Annotated in this window: 15 protein-coding genes; 1 reads left to right on the forward strand and 14 read right to left on the reverse strand. The window is 38.7% G+C overall.

Annotated features, from left to right (window positions below):
- Positions 1-4 precede the first annotated feature (4 nt).
- The 10 genes from LDM98_RS04535 to purL form a co-directional block, all read right to left on the reverse strand.
- Positions 5-1,774 (reverse strand): thiamine pyrophosphate-binding protein, encoded by a 1,770-nt coding sequence (locus LDM98_RS04535; RefSeq protein ID WP_223898160.1) that lies wholly within the window; start codon positions 1,772-1,774, stop codon positions 5-7.
- 35 nt (positions 1,775-1,809) lie between these two features.
- Complete coding sequence (locus tag LDM98_RS04540; RefSeq protein WP_223898161.1) at positions 1,810-2,928, reverse strand: hypothetical protein; 1,119 nt, start codon at positions 2,926-2,928, stop codon at positions 1,810-1,812.
- 13 nt (positions 2,929-2,941) lie between these two features.
- A complete protein-coding gene (locus LDM98_RS04545) occupies positions 2,942-4,390 on the reverse strand; it encodes an MBOAT family protein (protein ID WP_223898162.1) in 1,449 nt (482 codons plus the stop codon).
- Between the two features lie 21 nt (positions 4,391-4,411).
- Positions 4,412-5,419, reverse strand: coding sequence for a dTDP-glucose 4,6-dehydratase (gene rfbB / locus LDM98_RS04550; RefSeq protein ID WP_223898163.1), 1,008 nt, complete (start codon positions 5,417-5,419; stop codon positions 4,412-4,414).
- Positions 5,416-6,285, reverse strand: coding sequence for a glucose-1-phosphate thymidylyltransferase RfbA (gene rfbA / locus LDM98_RS04555; RefSeq protein WP_223898164.1), 870 nt, complete (start codon positions 6,283-6,285; stop codon positions 5,416-5,418). The genes rfbB and rfbA overlap by 4 nt, the downstream gene beginning before the upstream one ends.
- Positions 6,286-6,303: 18 nt before the next feature.
- On the reverse strand, positions 6,304-7,506 hold the full coding sequence (gene wecC, locus LDM98_RS04560; RefSeq protein ID WP_223898165.1) for a UDP-N-acetyl-D-mannosamine dehydrogenase: 1,203 nt from the start codon (positions 7,504-7,506) through the stop codon (positions 6,304-6,306).
- On the reverse strand, positions 7,496-8,641 hold the full coding sequence (gene wecB, locus LDM98_RS04565) for a non-hydrolyzing UDP-N-acetylglucosamine 2-epimerase (RefSeq protein WP_223898166.1): 1,146 nt from the start codon (positions 8,639-8,641) through the stop codon (positions 7,496-7,498). Before wecB ends, wecC begins: the two co-directional genes overlap by 11 nt.
- A 182-nt stretch (positions 8,642-8,823) precedes the next feature.
- Entirely contained in the window at positions 8,824-9,159 is a 336-nt protein-coding gene (locus tag LDM98_RS04570; protein WP_223898167.1) for a DsrE family protein, read from the reverse strand.
- A 109-nt stretch (positions 9,160-9,268) separates the two neighbouring features.
- Complete coding sequence (gene purH, locus LDM98_RS04575; protein ID WP_223899062.1) at positions 9,269-10,801, reverse strand: bifunctional phosphoribosylaminoimidazolecarboxamide formyltransferase/IMP cyclohydrolase; 1,533 nt, start codon at positions 10,799-10,801, stop codon at positions 9,269-9,271.
- Between the two features lie 264 nt (positions 10,802-11,065).
- Positions 11,066-13,288 (reverse strand): phosphoribosylformylglycinamidine synthase subunit PurL, encoded by a 2,223-nt coding sequence (gene purL / locus LDM98_RS04580; RefSeq protein WP_223898168.1) that lies wholly within the window; start codon positions 13,286-13,288, stop codon positions 11,066-11,068.
- A gap of 241 nt (positions 13,289-13,529) precedes the next feature.
- Here purL and LDM98_RS04585 point away from each other — a divergent pair, with 241 nt between their 5' ends.
- A complete protein-coding gene (locus LDM98_RS04585) occupies positions 13,530-14,210 on the forward strand; it encodes a dUTP diphosphatase (protein ID WP_223898169.1) in 681 nt (226 codons plus the stop codon).
- A 12-nt stretch (positions 14,211-14,222) separates the two neighbouring features.
- Here the strand turns inward: LDM98_RS04585 and LDM98_RS04590 are convergent, their stop codons facing one another.
- The 4 genes from LDM98_RS04590 to LDM98_RS04605 form a co-directional block, all read right to left on the reverse strand.
- Positions 14,223-14,810, reverse strand: coding sequence for a carboxypeptidase regulatory-like domain-containing protein (locus LDM98_RS04590; protein WP_223898170.1), 588 nt, complete (start codon positions 14,808-14,810; stop codon positions 14,223-14,225).
- Positions 14,811-14,902: 92 nt separating this feature from the next.
- A complete protein-coding gene (locus LDM98_RS04595; protein WP_223898171.1) occupies positions 14,903-15,223 on the reverse strand; it encodes an SEL1-like repeat protein in 321 nt (106 codons plus the stop codon).
- Position 15,224: 1 nt separating this feature from the next.
- On the reverse strand, positions 15,225-16,565 hold the full coding sequence (gene mnmE / locus LDM98_RS04600; RefSeq protein ID WP_223898172.1) for a tRNA uridine-5-carboxymethylaminomethyl(34) synthesis GTPase MnmE: 1,341 nt from the start codon (positions 16,563-16,565) through the stop codon (positions 15,225-15,227).
- Entirely contained in the window at positions 16,558-17,412 is an 855-nt protein-coding gene (locus tag LDM98_RS04605) for a Jag N-terminal domain-containing protein (RefSeq protein ID WP_223898173.1), read from the reverse strand. Before LDM98_RS04605 ends, mnmE begins: the two co-directional genes overlap by 8 nt.
- Positions 17,413-17,415: the final 3 nt, after the last annotated feature.

Raw genomic sequence — 17,415 nt, forward strand, 5'->3', positions numbered from 1 at the left:
TTGACTAATAGTCTAATGGTTTGATGACCATCTGTTTTTCCAATTCTTCTCTATCCAAGAAAGGTGCCATATCTTCCATAGGTCTGTTCCCGGCCAGTCTGGGTTCAACCAAGTGTTTGGAGTCACTTAATTGTATATCTATGAGTTCACTGGCATCATTTTCTAAACTGAGCCTGATAAGCTTCTCTATTTCATCCATACTTGAGACTTCATGACTCTTGATGCCATACGCTTCCCCTATACTTTTGAAACGGGGCACACTGTAATCCTTTTGTGTTCCAATATAATTTTCATTTAAAAATTCTGTCTGCATCTGTCTCACCATACCCAAAAAAGCATTGTTCATGATAAAGATTTTGATAGGCAGTTCTCTTCTTCTAAGTACTTCCAGCTCTTGAATATTCATCTGAAAACCGCCATCACCTACAATAGCGATCGCTCGTTTCCCACTTCCCAGTGTAGCTCCGATCGCAGTAGGTAATGCACACCCCATAGCTCCCAGTCCTCCTGAAAAAAGTAATCTTTGGTCTTTTTTGACACTAAAAGACTGGGCAGCCCACATTTGATGTAATCCAACATCTACACAAACAATATCCCCCTCTTTAGAGTATTGGGAAATGAGAGAGATGATCTTATTTGGCATTTTTTCTTTTTCATCGATCGTATACAATGAAGAGTATTGATCCTTATAGCTTAACACTTTATCCTGCCAGGTCTCTATATTGGTTTGAAGTGCCTTTGTATTTAACTTATCAAGAAAACTTTTTACATCAGAAATTAAAGCGTAATCCACTTTGATCTTTCTGTCCAGTTCATGTTTATCGATATCGACCTGAATGATTTTAGCTTCTCTGGCAAACGTAGATGTTTGTCTTCCTGTCTGCCGTGCATCCAATCTGGAACCGAGTATGATCAACAAGTCACTGTTGGCCAGGGTAAGACTTGCACATCTATTACCATAGGCACCGATGAATCCAAGGTTATATCTATAACTCTCTTTTACAAGGTCTTTTCCCATTAGAGAGCATACAACAGGGATATTTGTTGTGTTTAACAATGTATTTAACTCTGATTCGACATTTGCTATTCGGGCACCGCCACCTACTAATATCACCGGTCTTGTGGAAGTATTGATAAGTGCAGCGATGTTTTCGATCACCTCATCATCTATATCTGTACGTATCGAAGATGCATGATACTCCTCCCCCTCATAAAATGATCTTTCCTTATCCGGATCAAACTCTTTGTATTGCAGGTCGATGGGTATATCTATGAGTATCGGTCCTTTCCTACCTTCTTCCGATAGATATAAAGCCTTTTCCAGTTCATATCTTAAATCATGAATATTATGTATCAGTACGGCATATTTTGTGATCGGTTTCACAACACTGACAATATCTGTCTCTTGAAATCCGATCTGTCGTACCGGAGCATTGTTTTCGCATTCTGATGTATTCTTACACTCATACGTATTGACCTGTCCGGTGATGAACACTGCTGGCACAGAATCATAAAAACAGCTGGCTATAGGGGTGATCAAATTGGTTGCACCCGGCCCGCTGGTTGCTGTTGCCACGCCAATTTTTCCCGTGGCTCTGGCGTACCCTTCTGCAGCAAATCCGGCGCCCTGTTCGTGTATGGTATTGACCATCTCTATCTCTCTATGATTGTCTATAGAGTCCATGATATGGGCATTATTTCCACCGATATATCCAAAAACCTTATCAATATTATGCTTTACTAACAACTCAATGATATAATCTGATACTTTCATCATTTTCTCCTTTTTCACTAAAATCATATTATCTCTCACTGCTTATAAATTGTATCAAGTATTTCTTTCAAATCAATATTTCTATATAGTTTATCCTGTTGTTTCAAAAACTCTTCTATATTTTTCTTTGTTACCCAGACTCCAAAATCTTGATCTTCAACTGAAGCTTCAGGACTTAATACTTTACTTATCACAAGTTCAGTATGTTCTGTTCTAAGGTGTGAAGAGTCCCAATAATTATCTTTATTGGTCGTGATCGAGTTCACACCTGTAAAATCGGTAAAATCAGTAATTTCCGCTAATTCTCTTTTAAATGTTTCAAATGCAGGTTTTAATCCTGCTTCCTTGAGTGCATAAAAATGCTCAACGTACATTGGAGGAATGTAAACATAAATATTAATATCATTTTCATGACAATAATTTACAATTTTTTTAAACATACGCATATACTCATGTGAATATTTATACTTAGCATATATTCCATGATTTTTTTTAAAATAATATTGTAAATGATAATTGATACTGTCTTGTAATTTAAAAGTACCGTTCTTGAGCTTCTGTTCATAATTAGGAAAATGTCTCATACCACTTTCAGAATAATATACATGACATTTTGGATGGGAAGAAATATTATTCGCTATTGTATTAATGGATTTCATGAGTGTTTGTATATTGAAATATATATCATATGTATAAAATGGACCGAAAGATTGAATTTCTTCTTTAAACTGTACATAGTCATCATTAAATTTTAAATTTTTATTGAACGTCATAAAATCTATACCATAGATTACATTCTTGATATCATTAAATTCGATCGCATATAAAAAGGAGTCCCACTGAAGAGGCATTGCTGACCCGGGAAGACTCATTGTAAAGGTTTTACCTCCAAGGTATTTATTGACAACATTTGTATCCATTAATCCAATGCGTGATGTACCTAACATGAGATTATCCCATCCACCTTTTTTTAAAAGTGGCATTTTATATTTAACGGTGTAATGGGTATTATCTTCTTTCAAATAATTAACATTTTTTATTAATATGTTTTTATTAAATCCAAATGGGTCAATGATATAATTAAATAATCCTATGAAAAGCATAAGTAAAGTAATAATCAAAAACCAAGTTTTAACCCATTTGAATGTTTTCATCCATTACTCCTTCCTAAAAATTAAAATATAAAAACTCAGAGACTTTATTCATTGATAACACGCCAACTGAAAAAAGTATCCCCGAAAACCACATTGTTTTATTAGATATCTTGAAACTTTCCATTAATTCCATTGAATTTTTAAATGCCAACACTAGTACTCCTGCTGATATCAACCAAATAAAGGTATATTTATCTCCTCCAGTTTCAGTAATGAAGTTTCCAAACTTAATATCGTATTGTTTTAATATTGGTAATTTAGTAGATACACCGTAAGGTAAAGTAATACCTGTCATACCTATCATTCCTTTCAATACTTTGATCGCATCCTCAAATTCTTTCGCACGAAAAAACACCCAGCTTATATTGATAAAGTTAAAGGTAATGAACCAGGCTAAAAACATATGCATTCTAAAACCAAGTTTATGCCATGCTCTGTGGATGACGAGTGCCATACCGTGCAGTGCACCCCAAAAGACAAAGGTCCACCCTGCACCATGCCAGATGCCTCCGAGTAAAAAAGTTGCGAACAGGTTGGCATAGGTTCTTATCTCACCATGTCGATTGCCTCCCAAAGGAATATACACATATCCCTTTAAAAAACGTGAGAGTGTAATATGCCAGCGTCTCCAAAAATCTTGAATAGATGTGGCTTTATAGGGCGAACTGAAGTTGATCGGCAGTTTGATATTAAATAGTAATGCTGCACCAATAGCCATATCCGTATACCCACTAAAATCAAAATACAATTGAAATGTGTAAGAAAGTGATGTGACCCAAGCTTCGATCAAATTAAGTTTTTCAGCCACATCAAACCCATTGGTTGCCCAAATAGCAAATGTATCAGCTATGACTACTTTTTTAAAAAGACCTATAGAAAAGACAAAGAGCCCCAGGGCAATATGACGATAATTTTTAACTTTGTTCCTTATATTGGCAAACTGCGGCATCATCTCTTTATGGTGAACGATCGGTCCGGCTATTAGCTGAGGAAAAAAAGCAACAAATACTGCATAATTTAAAAAGTCATATTCATGTGTTTCTGCACGGTAACTGTCTACCAGATATGCTATTTGTTGAAAAGTAAAAAAACTGATAGCTAAGGGTAAAGCCAAGTGCAATAGAGGGATATTTGAGTCTATTACTCTATTTACATTCGTAATGAAAAAGTCTGCATATTTGAAATATCCAAGTAAAGCTAAATTTGATATGACACCTATAAACAAAAGTGTTCTTCTAAAGTGATGATTTTTAGTAAGCTGTCTGCCTACTACATAGTTAAATAGCATAGAAGTTAAAATGAGTGGTAAGTATACAATATTCCACCAACTATAAAAGAAAAGAGACGAAAAGACAAGAAAGCCTTTAGCAGCCTCAGTTAATCGTTTATTATTTAAATAAAAATAGACAAAAAAGGTAATAGGTAAAAATGTAAAAATAAATATATATGAATTAAATAGCATACCCTATCCTTTACTCAATATTTAGGTATATTTTTTTAAATACCACTGTACCGTTTTAAGAATCCCTGTTTCAAAGTTCTCATCTGCTTTCCAGCCCAACTCTTTCTCAATTTTAGTTGCATCTATAGCATATCTTCGATCATGGCCTGCTCTATCCTCAACATATGTGACCTGGTCTTTATAACTTCCATTTTTCGGGTGCAATTCATCAAGGATCTTACATATCTTATCAGCAATATAATTATTATTACGCTCATTATGTCCACCGATATTGTAAACTTCACCACTTTTCCCTTCATGATAAGCAAGATCAATCCCTTTAACGTGATCAAGCACATATAGCCAATCACGAATATTTTTGCCATCACCATAAATAGGAATATTTTCTCCCTTTAATGCTTTTCGTATAATAGTGGGAATAAGTTTTTCATCATGTTGTTTAGGTCCATAGTTATTGGAACAATTGGTGATAACCGTGTTCATGCCGTATGTGTGATGATAACTACGTACGATCATATCACTTCCTGCTTTACTTGCAGAGTAAGGTGAATTAGGTGCGTAAGGTGTTTCTTCTGTGAATAATCCCTCTTCACCAAGTGAACCATAGACTTCATCTGTAGAGATGTGATGAAATCGGCACTCCTCATATCCTTTCTTATGAACAAAAGGCTTTTCCATCCATTGTTTATATGCTACGTCTATGAGGGTAAAAGTACCGTTAACATTGGTCTCTATAAAAACACCAGGGTTTTTAATAGAATTATCCACATGACTTTCTGCTGCAAAATGTATCACGCCTTTGATATCATACATACTAAAGAGGTTTTCAACAAGTTCACGATCACAAATATTTCCCTTCACAAATATATAATGCTCATTGTCTTTGATCTCCTCTAAATTCTTGAGATCACCCGCATAAGTCAATAGATCAAGATTTATGATCTGATATTTTGGATATTTTTCTAAAAAATACGGTACAAAATTTGAACCGATGAATCCAGCGCAACCGGTCACTAAGATAGTATTCATTTTTCACTTGCCATTTCGATCATATATTGACCGTACGCTGTCTTTTTCAGTGGCTGTGCCAACTCAATAAGTTGTGCACTAGTAATCCACCCTTTATAATAAGCAATTTCTTCGATACAAGCTACTTTATACCCTTGTCTTTGTTCAATTGTACGTATATATTGTCCTGCATCTGCGAGACTCTCATGTGTTCCTGTATCTAGCCAGGCAAATCCGCGTCCTAATAATTCGACTCTTAAATCACCCCGTTCCAAATAAGCTTGATTGATCGATGTTATCTCAAGTTCTCCACGTTCAGACGGCTTTATAGTTTTTGCCATTTCTATTACATCATTGTCGTAAAAATAGATACCAGTAACAGCGAATTTACTTTTTGGTTTTTCCGGTTTTTCTTCAATAGAAATAACTTCAAAATTTTTATCAAACTCTACAACACCAAATCGTTCCGGATCTTTGACCTTATAACCAAAAATAGTCGCTCCTTTTTCTTTCTGGGCTGCACGCTCCAACCTTGGAGTTAAACCTGGTCCAAAAAAGACATTGTCTCCTAAAATAAGACAAACGCTGTCATTACCAATAAAATCTTCACCAATAATAAAAGCTTCTGCTAAACCATTAGGAGAAGCTTGTATGGCATATGAAAATGCCATACCAAGTGAGGAACCATCACCTAACAATTCTTTAAATCTTTCTGTATCTTCTGGCGTAGAAATGATCAAAACTTCTTTGATCCCTGCCAACATAAGAACGGACAATGGATAATAAACCATTGGTTTGTCATAAATAGGTAGCAATTGTTTTGAAGTTACTTTTGTTATAGGATGCAGTCTGGTTCCACTGCCCCCCGCTAGAATAATACCCTTCATACAATGTCCTTTTTTTAATTAGTGATTTGTAACACCACAAAAATCAAATACTTTTTTTCCAAAAATACGGATACCTTTAAATTCATCATGTGCGACTAAAAAAACAATAATATCTGCATGATTAATGGCATCTTCATCTATTACTATATCAAACTCATCCATACTTTTTACATTAGGCTCGACAGGGAATACTTCCAATCCATCAGAGATCAAACGTCTTGTAATGTAAAGCGCAGGTGACTCCCTCATATCATCAATATTAGGTTTAAAGGCTAATCCCATACATGCAACTTTTGCTTTTATTCCATGCTCTTTCTCAAACAACAGTGCTTCATTTTTTATCTTTTCAATAACCCACTCAGTTTTATAGTTATTTACTTCTCTGGCTGTTCTGATGATCTTAGCATCATCACCTCCTGCATGAACAATGAACCAAGGATCCACAGCAATACAATGTCCTCCGACGCCTGCACCTGGCTGTAAAATATTTACACGTGGATGACGATTTGCCAATGAGATCAGTTCCCATACATTGATGTCAAACTTATCTGATAACATAGATAGTTCATTGGCAAATGCAATGTTCACATCACGATAACTGTTTTCTGTCAATTTTGCCATTTCAGCTGTTTTCGCATCAGTTTTCAGTATGTTCCCGCTGACAAATGTTTTATAGAAATCTGCTGTTGCTTGCGTCGCGTCACTATTCAGACCACCTACTATCCGGTCATTCTCTACCAGTTCACGCATGATCTGTCCAGGTAAAACACGTTCAGGACAATGGGCTATATGTACCTTATTGATATCTACTCCTTTAGCTTGTAGTACTTCTGCCACTTTATCTGTTGTGCCTACAGGGGAAGTGGACTCTAAAATGACAATATTCCCCTCTTTTATATAAGGGGCAATGCACTCTGTTGCAGAAATCACGTAATCTATATTCGGCACATACCCATCATGAAATGGTGTAGGCACTGCAATAATAAAAATATCAGATTCTTTTGGTTTTGTATCGGCTATAAGATTACCTGAATTCACTGCTGAGCGCACAAAGGTATCTAGATCAGGTTCTACGATATGGATCTTGCCTTGATTAATGGTGTCCACCGTACTTTGAACGACATCAACACCATGTACCTGATATCTACGGTTTGCTAAGAGAGCTGCTGTAGGAAGTCCTATATATCCTAGTCCCATGACACATACTCTATTACTTTGCATAACTTTCCTTTATAAGATTTACGATTCTATAACATGCTTTTCCGTCTCCATATGGGTTATGAGCTTGACTCATATTTTCATATAGCACTTTATCATTCAGTAGTTTATTGACTTTATCAACGATAGTGAGTGGATCCGTTCCTACCAGCTTCACAGTACCAGCTTCAAGTGCTTCAGGTCTTTCTGTTGTATTACGCATTACTAATACCGGTTTACCCAAGCTAGGCGCTTCTTCCTGTATACCACCACTATCAGTCAATATCAAATAAGATTTACTCATCAAATAAACAAAGGGCTCATAGTCTAAAGGTGCTATAAGATAGATATTATGTATACCGGAAAGTAGTTCAAGTACGGGTTTTTGTACATTAGGATTAAGATGCACTGGATAGACAAAATTGACGTCAGGATGTTCTTCTGCTAACATTTTTATCGCACTACAAATATCAAGGAATCCTTGCCCGAAATTTTCTCTTCTGTGTCCCGTGATCAATACTAAACGTTCTTCATTTTCAAAGGCTGAAAAGTCTGATTTTATAGTCTTTGTAAGTGCTAATTTTAAATTTTCATCTTTCTCTATCTTCTCTAATACCCAAAACAATGCATCAATGACCGTATTTCCTGTTACATGAATATTGTTTTTATCTATATTCTCTTTTAAAAGATTATCTTTACTGGTCTCTGTAGGTGCAAAATGATATTTGGTGATCTGAGATGTGAGTTTTCGGTTTGCTTCTTCTGGCCATGGACTGTAAATATCACCTGTACGAAGTCCTGCTTCTACATGTGCTACGGGAATCTTCTGATAAAATGCACTTAAAGCTGCAGTAAGTGTAGTTGTCGTATCACCATGTACAAAAAGTATATCAGGTTGATATTCTTTAAGTACTTCTTTCATCCCAAGTAGAATATTACTGGTAATATCATAGAGATCTTGTCCTGCTTTCATGATATTAAGATCAAAATTGGGAGTAATGTCAAAAATATCAAATACTTGATCGAGCATTTCTCTATGTTGTGCAGTCACACAAACTTTTGCTTCTAAATCTTGTGAATGTTTTTGAAATGCTAGTATCAGGGGTGCCATCTTAATGGCTTCCGGTCTTGTACCAAATACGAGTAATACTTTTTTCATGATATTCCCTCATAGTAAAAATAATTTAAAAGAGTAACTTTATAATGAAAAGATAATGTATTGTCCAGTAGAGATAATATGTTTAAAAAAAACATTTATCACATATTCATTATTACATGACTCCTATTATTTTTGAAACTATTCAAGTATATCAGAATTTAATACTAAAAGTAAACTTTTTCTTAAAAAGTGATCACTTTCCATTCTTCTTTTAGTGCATCGGTAAGGAGTTCTCCCGTGTGGATCATCTCTATCTCTAATGAAGCCAGCTTCTCAGTCACGCCATATTCATCGCTGCACACGATACAGCATGAAAGTGCAACACCTGTTGCTTTCACTTTTGATACCATCTCTTGCAGTTCCTTATTTTCTGCCAAAAGTTTTGCAGAAGGTCCCCATATCATTAAATGGGCTTTGTCCCAGTATCCTCGTGGAAGAATGACACTTGAGTAGAGCAGTACCATCTTTTTAGCCACTTCTATCTCGGCAGTACTCCATACGATAAGTAGTTTGTTCATACTAATTCCTAACAATGTGATGGTTGTATTATAGTATTTTTGGGAAGATTAAAAAAGGAAGAAAATAAGTAAAAAAGGCAGTATGTAAAACACCTACTGCCCAAAGATCTTAATGTAAGAAGTGTCTTACAGTCGTAAAGTAGAGTGAGATACCATGTTCATTGGCAGCCTCGATCACTTCATCATCTCTGATGCTTCCGCCTGGTTCAATGATCGCTTTTACACCTGCCGCTGCTGCTGCGTCAATGCTGTCACGGAACGGGAAGAAGGCTTCAGATGCCATCGCTGCACCACTCACATCCAGACCCATCTCTTTGGCTTTTTTAAGCGCACACTGGGCAGCATCCACACGGCTCGTCATACCCATACCTACAGCGACCATCGCAGAGTCTTTGACATAGACCACACAGTTGGACTTCGTAAGACCCGCTACTTTCCATGCGATCTCCAAGTCTTTCATCTCTTGTACTGTAGCAGTCAGTTTTGATTTCTGTTCTGCATTATGGACTTCATTGTCACAGATACAGTCTGCATTTTGATAGACAAACCCGCCATCTACATGTTTGAAATCATGTGTGTCATTCGACATGACCAATTTTGTACCGCCTTGGGCAAAGAGTTTAAGACGTTTTTTCTTCTCAAACACTTCCAAAGCCTCTGCATCAAAATCAGCTGCCATGACCACTTCAAGGAAGATCTCGTTCATCTTCTCTGCAAGTTCTTTGGTCACCACACCATTGACTGCAACCACGCCACCGAATGCAGATACCGGATCACATTTCAGTGCTTCGGTATAGGATTCCAAGAGTGTGTCTTTAATGGCAAAACCGCAAGGGTTTCCGTGTTTTACGATACATACTGCATTTTCATCACCAAAACTCGTAGCGATCTTCAGTGCACCGTTCACATCATTGATATTGTTGAAACTCGCTTCACATTTAACCTGTTTGAAGTGCTTGGTGAAGTGGTTATCAAACTCATAGAGTGCACCTTTTTGGTGCGGGTTCTCGCCATAACGTGTCTGGAACGATTTTTTACCTGTTATGAACTGATATTCACCAAAACCGTCATTGAAACGGCCGTTCATGTAGTTAGCGATCATTGAGTCATACGCTGCAGTATGTTCAAATGCTTTGATCATCATATCTCTTCTGAACTCAACTGTGTTTGTACCGTTTTTCAGGTTATGAAGTACCGTGTCATAGTCCGAAACATCGGTTACAATGATCACACTGTCAAAGTTCTTCGCAGCACTTCTTACCATCGCCGGCCCACCGATGTCAATATTCTCAATGATCTCTTCAAAATCATCAGTCTTTTCAATCGTTGCTTTAAACGGATAGAGATTCACACATACAAGATCAATCCCTTCAACGCCAAGCTCTTTTGCCTGGTCTAAGTGAGACTGTTTATCCCTCCTATGTAAAATACCACCGTGAATATACGGGTTAAGTGTCTTCACCCTTCCCTCGAAACACTCAGGAAACTTTGTTACTTCATTTGCTTCGATCACTGCAATACCTGCATCTTGAAGTTTTTTATAGGTACCACCTGTTGAAATGATCTCATAACCTAATCCTACCAACTCTTTTGCAAAGTTCTCTACACCGCTTTTGTCACTTACCGATATTAGTGCTCTCATTCTTCTCTCTTTTTTACTTTTCTTTACATTTTTGATGTCATTTTTCACTGAGTGTGCCGATGTGAAGGCGCGCATATTGCGAAGCACGCGCCGTAACATCGAAGCACACTTGAAAAGTGACGCTTTTTTGCTCTACTTTTTTTAAAAAAAGTAGAAATAAAACTCTCATTCCCAAAATAAAATTAGAAATGCATACATCAATCCAAAAAATAAACTCAAGTATGCATTCCCTCTCTTAAAAGAGTGGGAACAAAAGGAAGTATTTTACAGATCCTGCTCAATCGTACGGGCAAACGTATTAAAGTAAAGATCTTTTACTTTCTCCAAAGAAAGCTCCACACCATTCACTTTCACGCTCTCTCCGCCAACCGTACCGATGTTCGTCACTTTGATACCCAGCTCCATAGCCATACGCACTATCGCCTCTACATTCTCTTCCGAGACTTCCAATAGTGCTCTGCTTTGTGACTCATCAAAGATATTTCTACTCTCATCCAAGGAGATCTCAGCGCTTACACCCTTATTGGAAACTGCTGCCATTTTGGAAAGTGCGATGGCCAAACCACCTACGTTCACATCTTTCGCAGACTTTAAAAGTCCTTGTTTATTCGCTTCGATGACAAGCTCCCAAAGTGCGAGTTCGTCTTGATAATCAAATGTCGGTAAAGAACCGACTGTCTCACCATGCAAAGCTTTGATGTACAATGAACCGCCAAACTCACCTTTTGTTTCCCCCACAAGAAGGATTTGACTTCCTTCTTCCTGGAATGCTGAAGGCAGTACTTTATTTTGATCATCATTGAGTCCTACCATAGCGATAGCAGGTGTAGGGAATACAGAGACACCATTGGTTTCATTATAAAGCGATACGTTTCCACTGACCACCGGTGTGTTCAATTCCAAACATGCCTCTTTGATACCTTCACATCCCTGTGCGAACTGCCACATGACTTCAGGATTTTCCGGGTTACCATAGTTTAGACAGTCTGTGATAGAGAGCGGTCTGGCACCAGTCATAGCAACATTACGTCCAGACTCAACCACTGCAAGTGCCGCACCTTTTTTAGGGTCGATGTAACAGTAACGAGGGTTACAGTCAGAACTCATCGCCAGGGCTTTTCCATTCTCTTTGATACGGATACAAGAAGCATCTAAACTTCCCGGTCCTTTTGTGGTGTTGGTCTGCACCATGGAATCATACTGGTTGTATACCCAGGCTTTATCAGATACTTCGATGTTTGAAAGCAGTGTTTCATAAGCTTCCTGATCCTCTACTGCCGGATAGCTGTCAACCGTTTTGGCATTCACTTCATCCAGGTACGCAGGTCTTGCCACAGGTCTGTCCAGTACCGGAGCATCTTCACTTACCGGAGCAATAGGCATATCTGCACACTTTTCTCCATGCCACATAAGTTCCATACGTCCAGTGTCAGTTACTTCACCGATCACCGCTACATCCAGTTCCCATTTTTCAAAGATATCGATGATCGCCTGTTCACTTCCTTTTTTCGCACAGATCAGCATACGTTCCTGAGACTCGGAAAGCATAAAGTCATACGGTGTCATTCCCTCTTCTCTTGCCGGTACTTTGTCCAAGTGCATGATAAGACCTGCACCTGTTTTACCCGCCATTTCAAATGCTGAAGAAGTAAGTCCTGCGGCACCCATATCCTGGATACCTACGACATGGTCTGTCTTAAAGAGTTCTAAACATGCTTCAAGAAGCAGTTTTTCTGTAAATGGGTCACCCACTTGCACGGTTGGACGGAGTGATTTAGACTCTTCTGTAAAACTGTCAGAACTCATGACCGCACCACCAAGACCGTCACGGCCTGTTTTAGAACCGACATACATGACAGAGTTTCCTATACCTGATGCAACACCCAAGAAAATCTCATCTGCTTTGACCAGTCCAAGGGAAAAGGCATTCACAAGAATGTTCCCATTATAACTCTCATCAAAACTCACTTCACCACCGATCGTAGGCACACCCATACAGTTTCCGTAAGATCCGATTCCGTCTACAACTCCGCGTACAAGGTGTCTTTGGTATTTTGCTATGTCACTGTCACCGTTCACTGTACCAAAACGCAGAGCATTCAGGTTTGCCACCGGTCTTGCTCCCATGGTAAAGATATCTCTGAGGATCCCACCGACACCTGTCGCTGCACCCTGAAAAGGTTCGATGAATGAAGGGTGGTTATGACTCTCCATTTTAAAGACAGCTGCCATACCTTCACCTATATCGATGACACCTGCATTTTCACCCGGTCCCTGGATGACCCACGGTGCTTTTGTCGGAAAACCCCTGAGGTATTTTGTACTTGATTTGTACGAACAGTGTTCTGACCACATGGCGGAAAAAATACCTATTTCTACAATATTCGGGTGACGACCGTCTAAAATACGCAAAATATCCTGGTACTCTTCTTTACTGAGTTTATGGTTTTTTAAAACTTCATCTAGATTTTCAATAGGCTGTGACATAAATAGTGTCCTTTTAGGGGGTGAAATAAGGGTCATATTTTACTCAAAAAGTACTAAATAAGTGATAAAAAGGTAGAATGTTTTACTATAAAACGTGACCGGTCACTTGAGTGTTCTGCTAAAGACAAGCATTAAAATGCAGTGCAAGTGAAGCACTCAATGCTGAATTACAAAACTTAGCGTCAGCTTATAAAATGGACTTGGTTCATTTGATATTTCAAATTAATGATAAAGGGTATACATGGACAAGATTTTACAGATGCTTCTGCTTCAACAACAACTCAATGATGCAACCAATGGTGAAGGTTGGGAAAAAGGTATCACTAAGAACGGGAAACGCATTGACTGGAAACGCTGTACCTATCTCGAGTGCGCAGAACTGATAGAATCTTACCCCTGGAAACACTGGAAAAATATAGATGCCCAACCTGATTATGCAAACATTCAGATAGAAGCTGTTGATATTTGGCATTTCATTATGTCACAGGGACTCGAAGACTACAAGATGCAAGATCTTGGGAGTATTGAGACTTTGGCTGCAAATATCAATGCATTGCCGAATTTCGACACTTTTACAGCTGAGATCGCACCCACAACAAAAGATCACTATGCACAGATAGAAGTGGTAGAGCACTTGATGAGAACCATTTTTTGTGATGAACCTACAGAAAAATTTATGGAAGCATTTATTGACGTGGCCGTACAGTCCGGACTCAACCTGGATGCACTCTATACACTTTATGTAGGAAAGAATATCTTGAACCAGTTCAGACAGGACCACGGATATAAAGAAGGTACCTATGTCAAAATATGGAATGGTGAGGAAGATAACGTTATGATGCAGCGCGTGCTTGAATCCAATGAAGATGTGACGCCAAATGGCCTCTACCAAGCATTGAAGGAAGCTTATCCGAAGGGATAAGCAAAGTAGAGTTTATTCGACTGCCCTTGTCAAGTCTTGTTCTACGACTTGATTTCCATATACACTCACTTTTGTGGCTATACGTATATTTTTCGTACTTTCATACCCGCACTCTTCTCCGCATTTCACCGTACCTATCAGATAATAACTTCCCGAAGGCACCCCATAAAATGCAAAGTTTCCATTTTGGTCTGACGCTGTAAATTTTAAATAGTTAAAGAGTCTAGGGTCTGCTTCCTGCATCTTGTACCCGCCTAAATAACTCTCTTCATACCACTGCTCAGAATAACTTGTGACCGGGTTCAGGTAGAGTCGTGTACTTGCTCCCAATATAGGTCTATCATAGTAATCCTTCACATAAATGGTACCCTTGATGGTGCCTTTACCCGTTCTAGCCAAACGATAATACTCTGATTCAGGGAATTCAATACGTGCCATTTTATTCTCTTCACCATCTTCGGTGATCATCATCTCAGATTCTGTAAGATTATCATCAGAGATATTGACATCATCTACGCTGCTTGAGTGAGCCCAAAAATTTCTATTTTTATTAAAAGGAATATCTCTCTGTACACATCCTGTAAATAAAGACATTGCCATCAGTGACATTATGATCATAGTGCCTAGTTTAAACATTTTATACCTTTATTTATAATTTCGACATTATACACAATTAACTTTACTCTCGTCTATCAGCAACGTTTCTTCTTTCGTATCTTGTCTAAAAGAGTTCTTGCATCATCATCGCCGGAAAAGGCGGCCTTCTGGTACCAGAAGGCTGCTTTTTTACAACTTTTTTTGACAGCATGCCCTTTACGATATCTGTGCGCTAAAGAGTGCTGTGCTTCGACTTCACCCTCTTTGGCAAATCGATGCAGCTGTTTTACCTTTCTCTTCTCACCTTTATAATATTTGACCGTATTCAAGATGAACCAGATCGTAAAGATACACAAACCCATGATCAGATAAAGCTCTATATTCTGTAGATCACTCAAATATTCAACACTCAGCATCTTATTTTCCCAAACAGAATTCACCGAACATTTTATCCAGTATCTCTTCGCTGTCATAAGGTTTAGAGATCGATGAGATAGACTTGACCGCTTCTTGCAAATGGTAAGAAAAAAACTCCAACTCTCCATGCATTAAAGGTGCTTTCGCCTCTTCTATAGAGGTTTTTGCTTTATTGACCGCTTCGATCTGTCTGGATGAGATCAGCATAAGTTCTTCTCCCTCTCCAATACTGTCAAAAAGGCGTTCAAGTCTTTCTGTGAGTTTCACAAAAGCTTTTTGGGCACTCACTTCCAAGACATCATAGGCATGCAGCTTCGTACTGTCAAATACCCTATCAAGATCTGATTTGTTGAGGGCCACCACGATATGTTTATCTTCTACGGCTTCAAGAATAGAAAGTATCTTTGCATCTTCCTCGTCAAAGGGTCTGGAACTGTCAAAAAGCGCTACAATGACATCCGCATCCTGTACTGATGACAGCGAGCGTTCTATCCCTATCTTCTCTATCGTATCATCCGATTCACGAATTCCTGCTGTATCTACCAACCGTATGATATGGGAGCCGATGCGTACCTGCTCCTCGATCGTATCTCTGGTTGTTCCTGCGATATCACTGACAATGGCCCTGTCGTACGAAAGCAAGGCATTGAGCAGAGAACTTTTCCCTACATTGGGTTTTCCTACGATCGCTACTTTGAAACCTTCTATCAGCCCTCTTCGTCTGTGACTTGCTTCAACGATCTGTTCTATCTGAACTGTCAGTGCATCCAGCTGTGTAGATATGCTGTTCATAATATCATCGGGGATATCCTCTTCCGCATAATCGATCATCACTTCAGAATACGCCAAAGATCTTAATAGTGCATCCCTGCTCTCATCCACAAAGGTTTTGAGTTCGCCTTTCATCTGCTTGGCCAAGATCTTCGCTGCATCTACACTTTTGGCTTCTATCAGTTTTGAAATGGCTTCAGCCTCTGTCAGATCGATCTTGCCATTGAGAAATGCGCGCTTGGAGAATTCACCCGGTTCGGCAAGTCTTACACCATAAGAGGTGATGGTATCCAGTATCTCCTGCGCAACGATCATTCCTCCGTGGCACTGAAACTCTACGATCTCTTCACCGGTAAAACTGTGAGGTGCAGCAAAGTAGATCATGATCGCATGGTCTATCAGTTCATTGTTGAAATTATAAAGAGAAGTAAGGTGTGCGTGTCTTGGGATGATGTTTTCTAAATGAGATATTTTGTGTGCGATCTCCAATGCGGCATCTCCACTCACCCTGATAATAGAGATAGAAGAGACACCGTGTGCAGTGGCAATAGCGGTTATCGTATTATACATGGGACTTTGTGTTGTTAAATTCGTTTATGACAACAAATTTTTTACCCTCTCTGGCTGTCTTGACCGCCACATATTTATCGGGGAATCTTTCACGCAGCTGTTCCAGTGCTATCTGTACCAAAATGCCATCAAGGAAACGTGTTTTGCCTTTCCCATGCTTTTCCACATGTTCGATAACCGGTTTAATATAGTTACGTATCATCTCCTGCTGTGTCGTTAAGAACTCTGCGATCTCCAGTTTAATGAACAATTCATATTTTGCATGTAGCCAATTAAACAGCATATAGGAAAGTGCATTATAACGGTACCCTTCTTTACCGATGAGAAGTGCCGCATCCTCACCATCGATAAATATCAATGCTGTATTGTCCATGACATCCACTTCAACCACGTCGATATCAAAACAGGAGTGGGAAAGCAGCTCTTTGAGTTGATCTTCTATTATCAGTGCCAACGCATCATAGACAACCATTTCTTCTTCAAATACATCATTCTCATGCTGATCGACTTCAAAAAAGCTATCTACAATGGCATCTTTTTCAATTTTAGGTTCAGCACTGGTACGTACCGGTGTGAGTTCTTCTTTGACGGTTGAGATAATTTCAGGGGCGACACTCTCTTCGGCAGTTGGGGCAGCAGCTGTTTCTTTTTTCACTTCATGTTTGACCTGCTTGGAAGCAGTTTTTTGACATGTTGCTACAATGATCGCGTTTTTTTTCAAAAGGCCGAAGAGTCCTTTGGAAGGATGCTGTATCACTTCAGACTGAAGTTCAGAAACAGAGCAGCCCAACATTTGAGAAGCTTTTTGATAGGCTTCTTCCAATGTTGGTGCTTCAACCTTTTTCATGAC

Origin of the sequence: Sulfurovum sp. TSL1 (assembly GCF_019972135.1) — a bacterium.
GTDB lineage: Bacteria > Campylobacterota > Campylobacteria > Campylobacterales > Sulfurovaceae > Sulfurovum.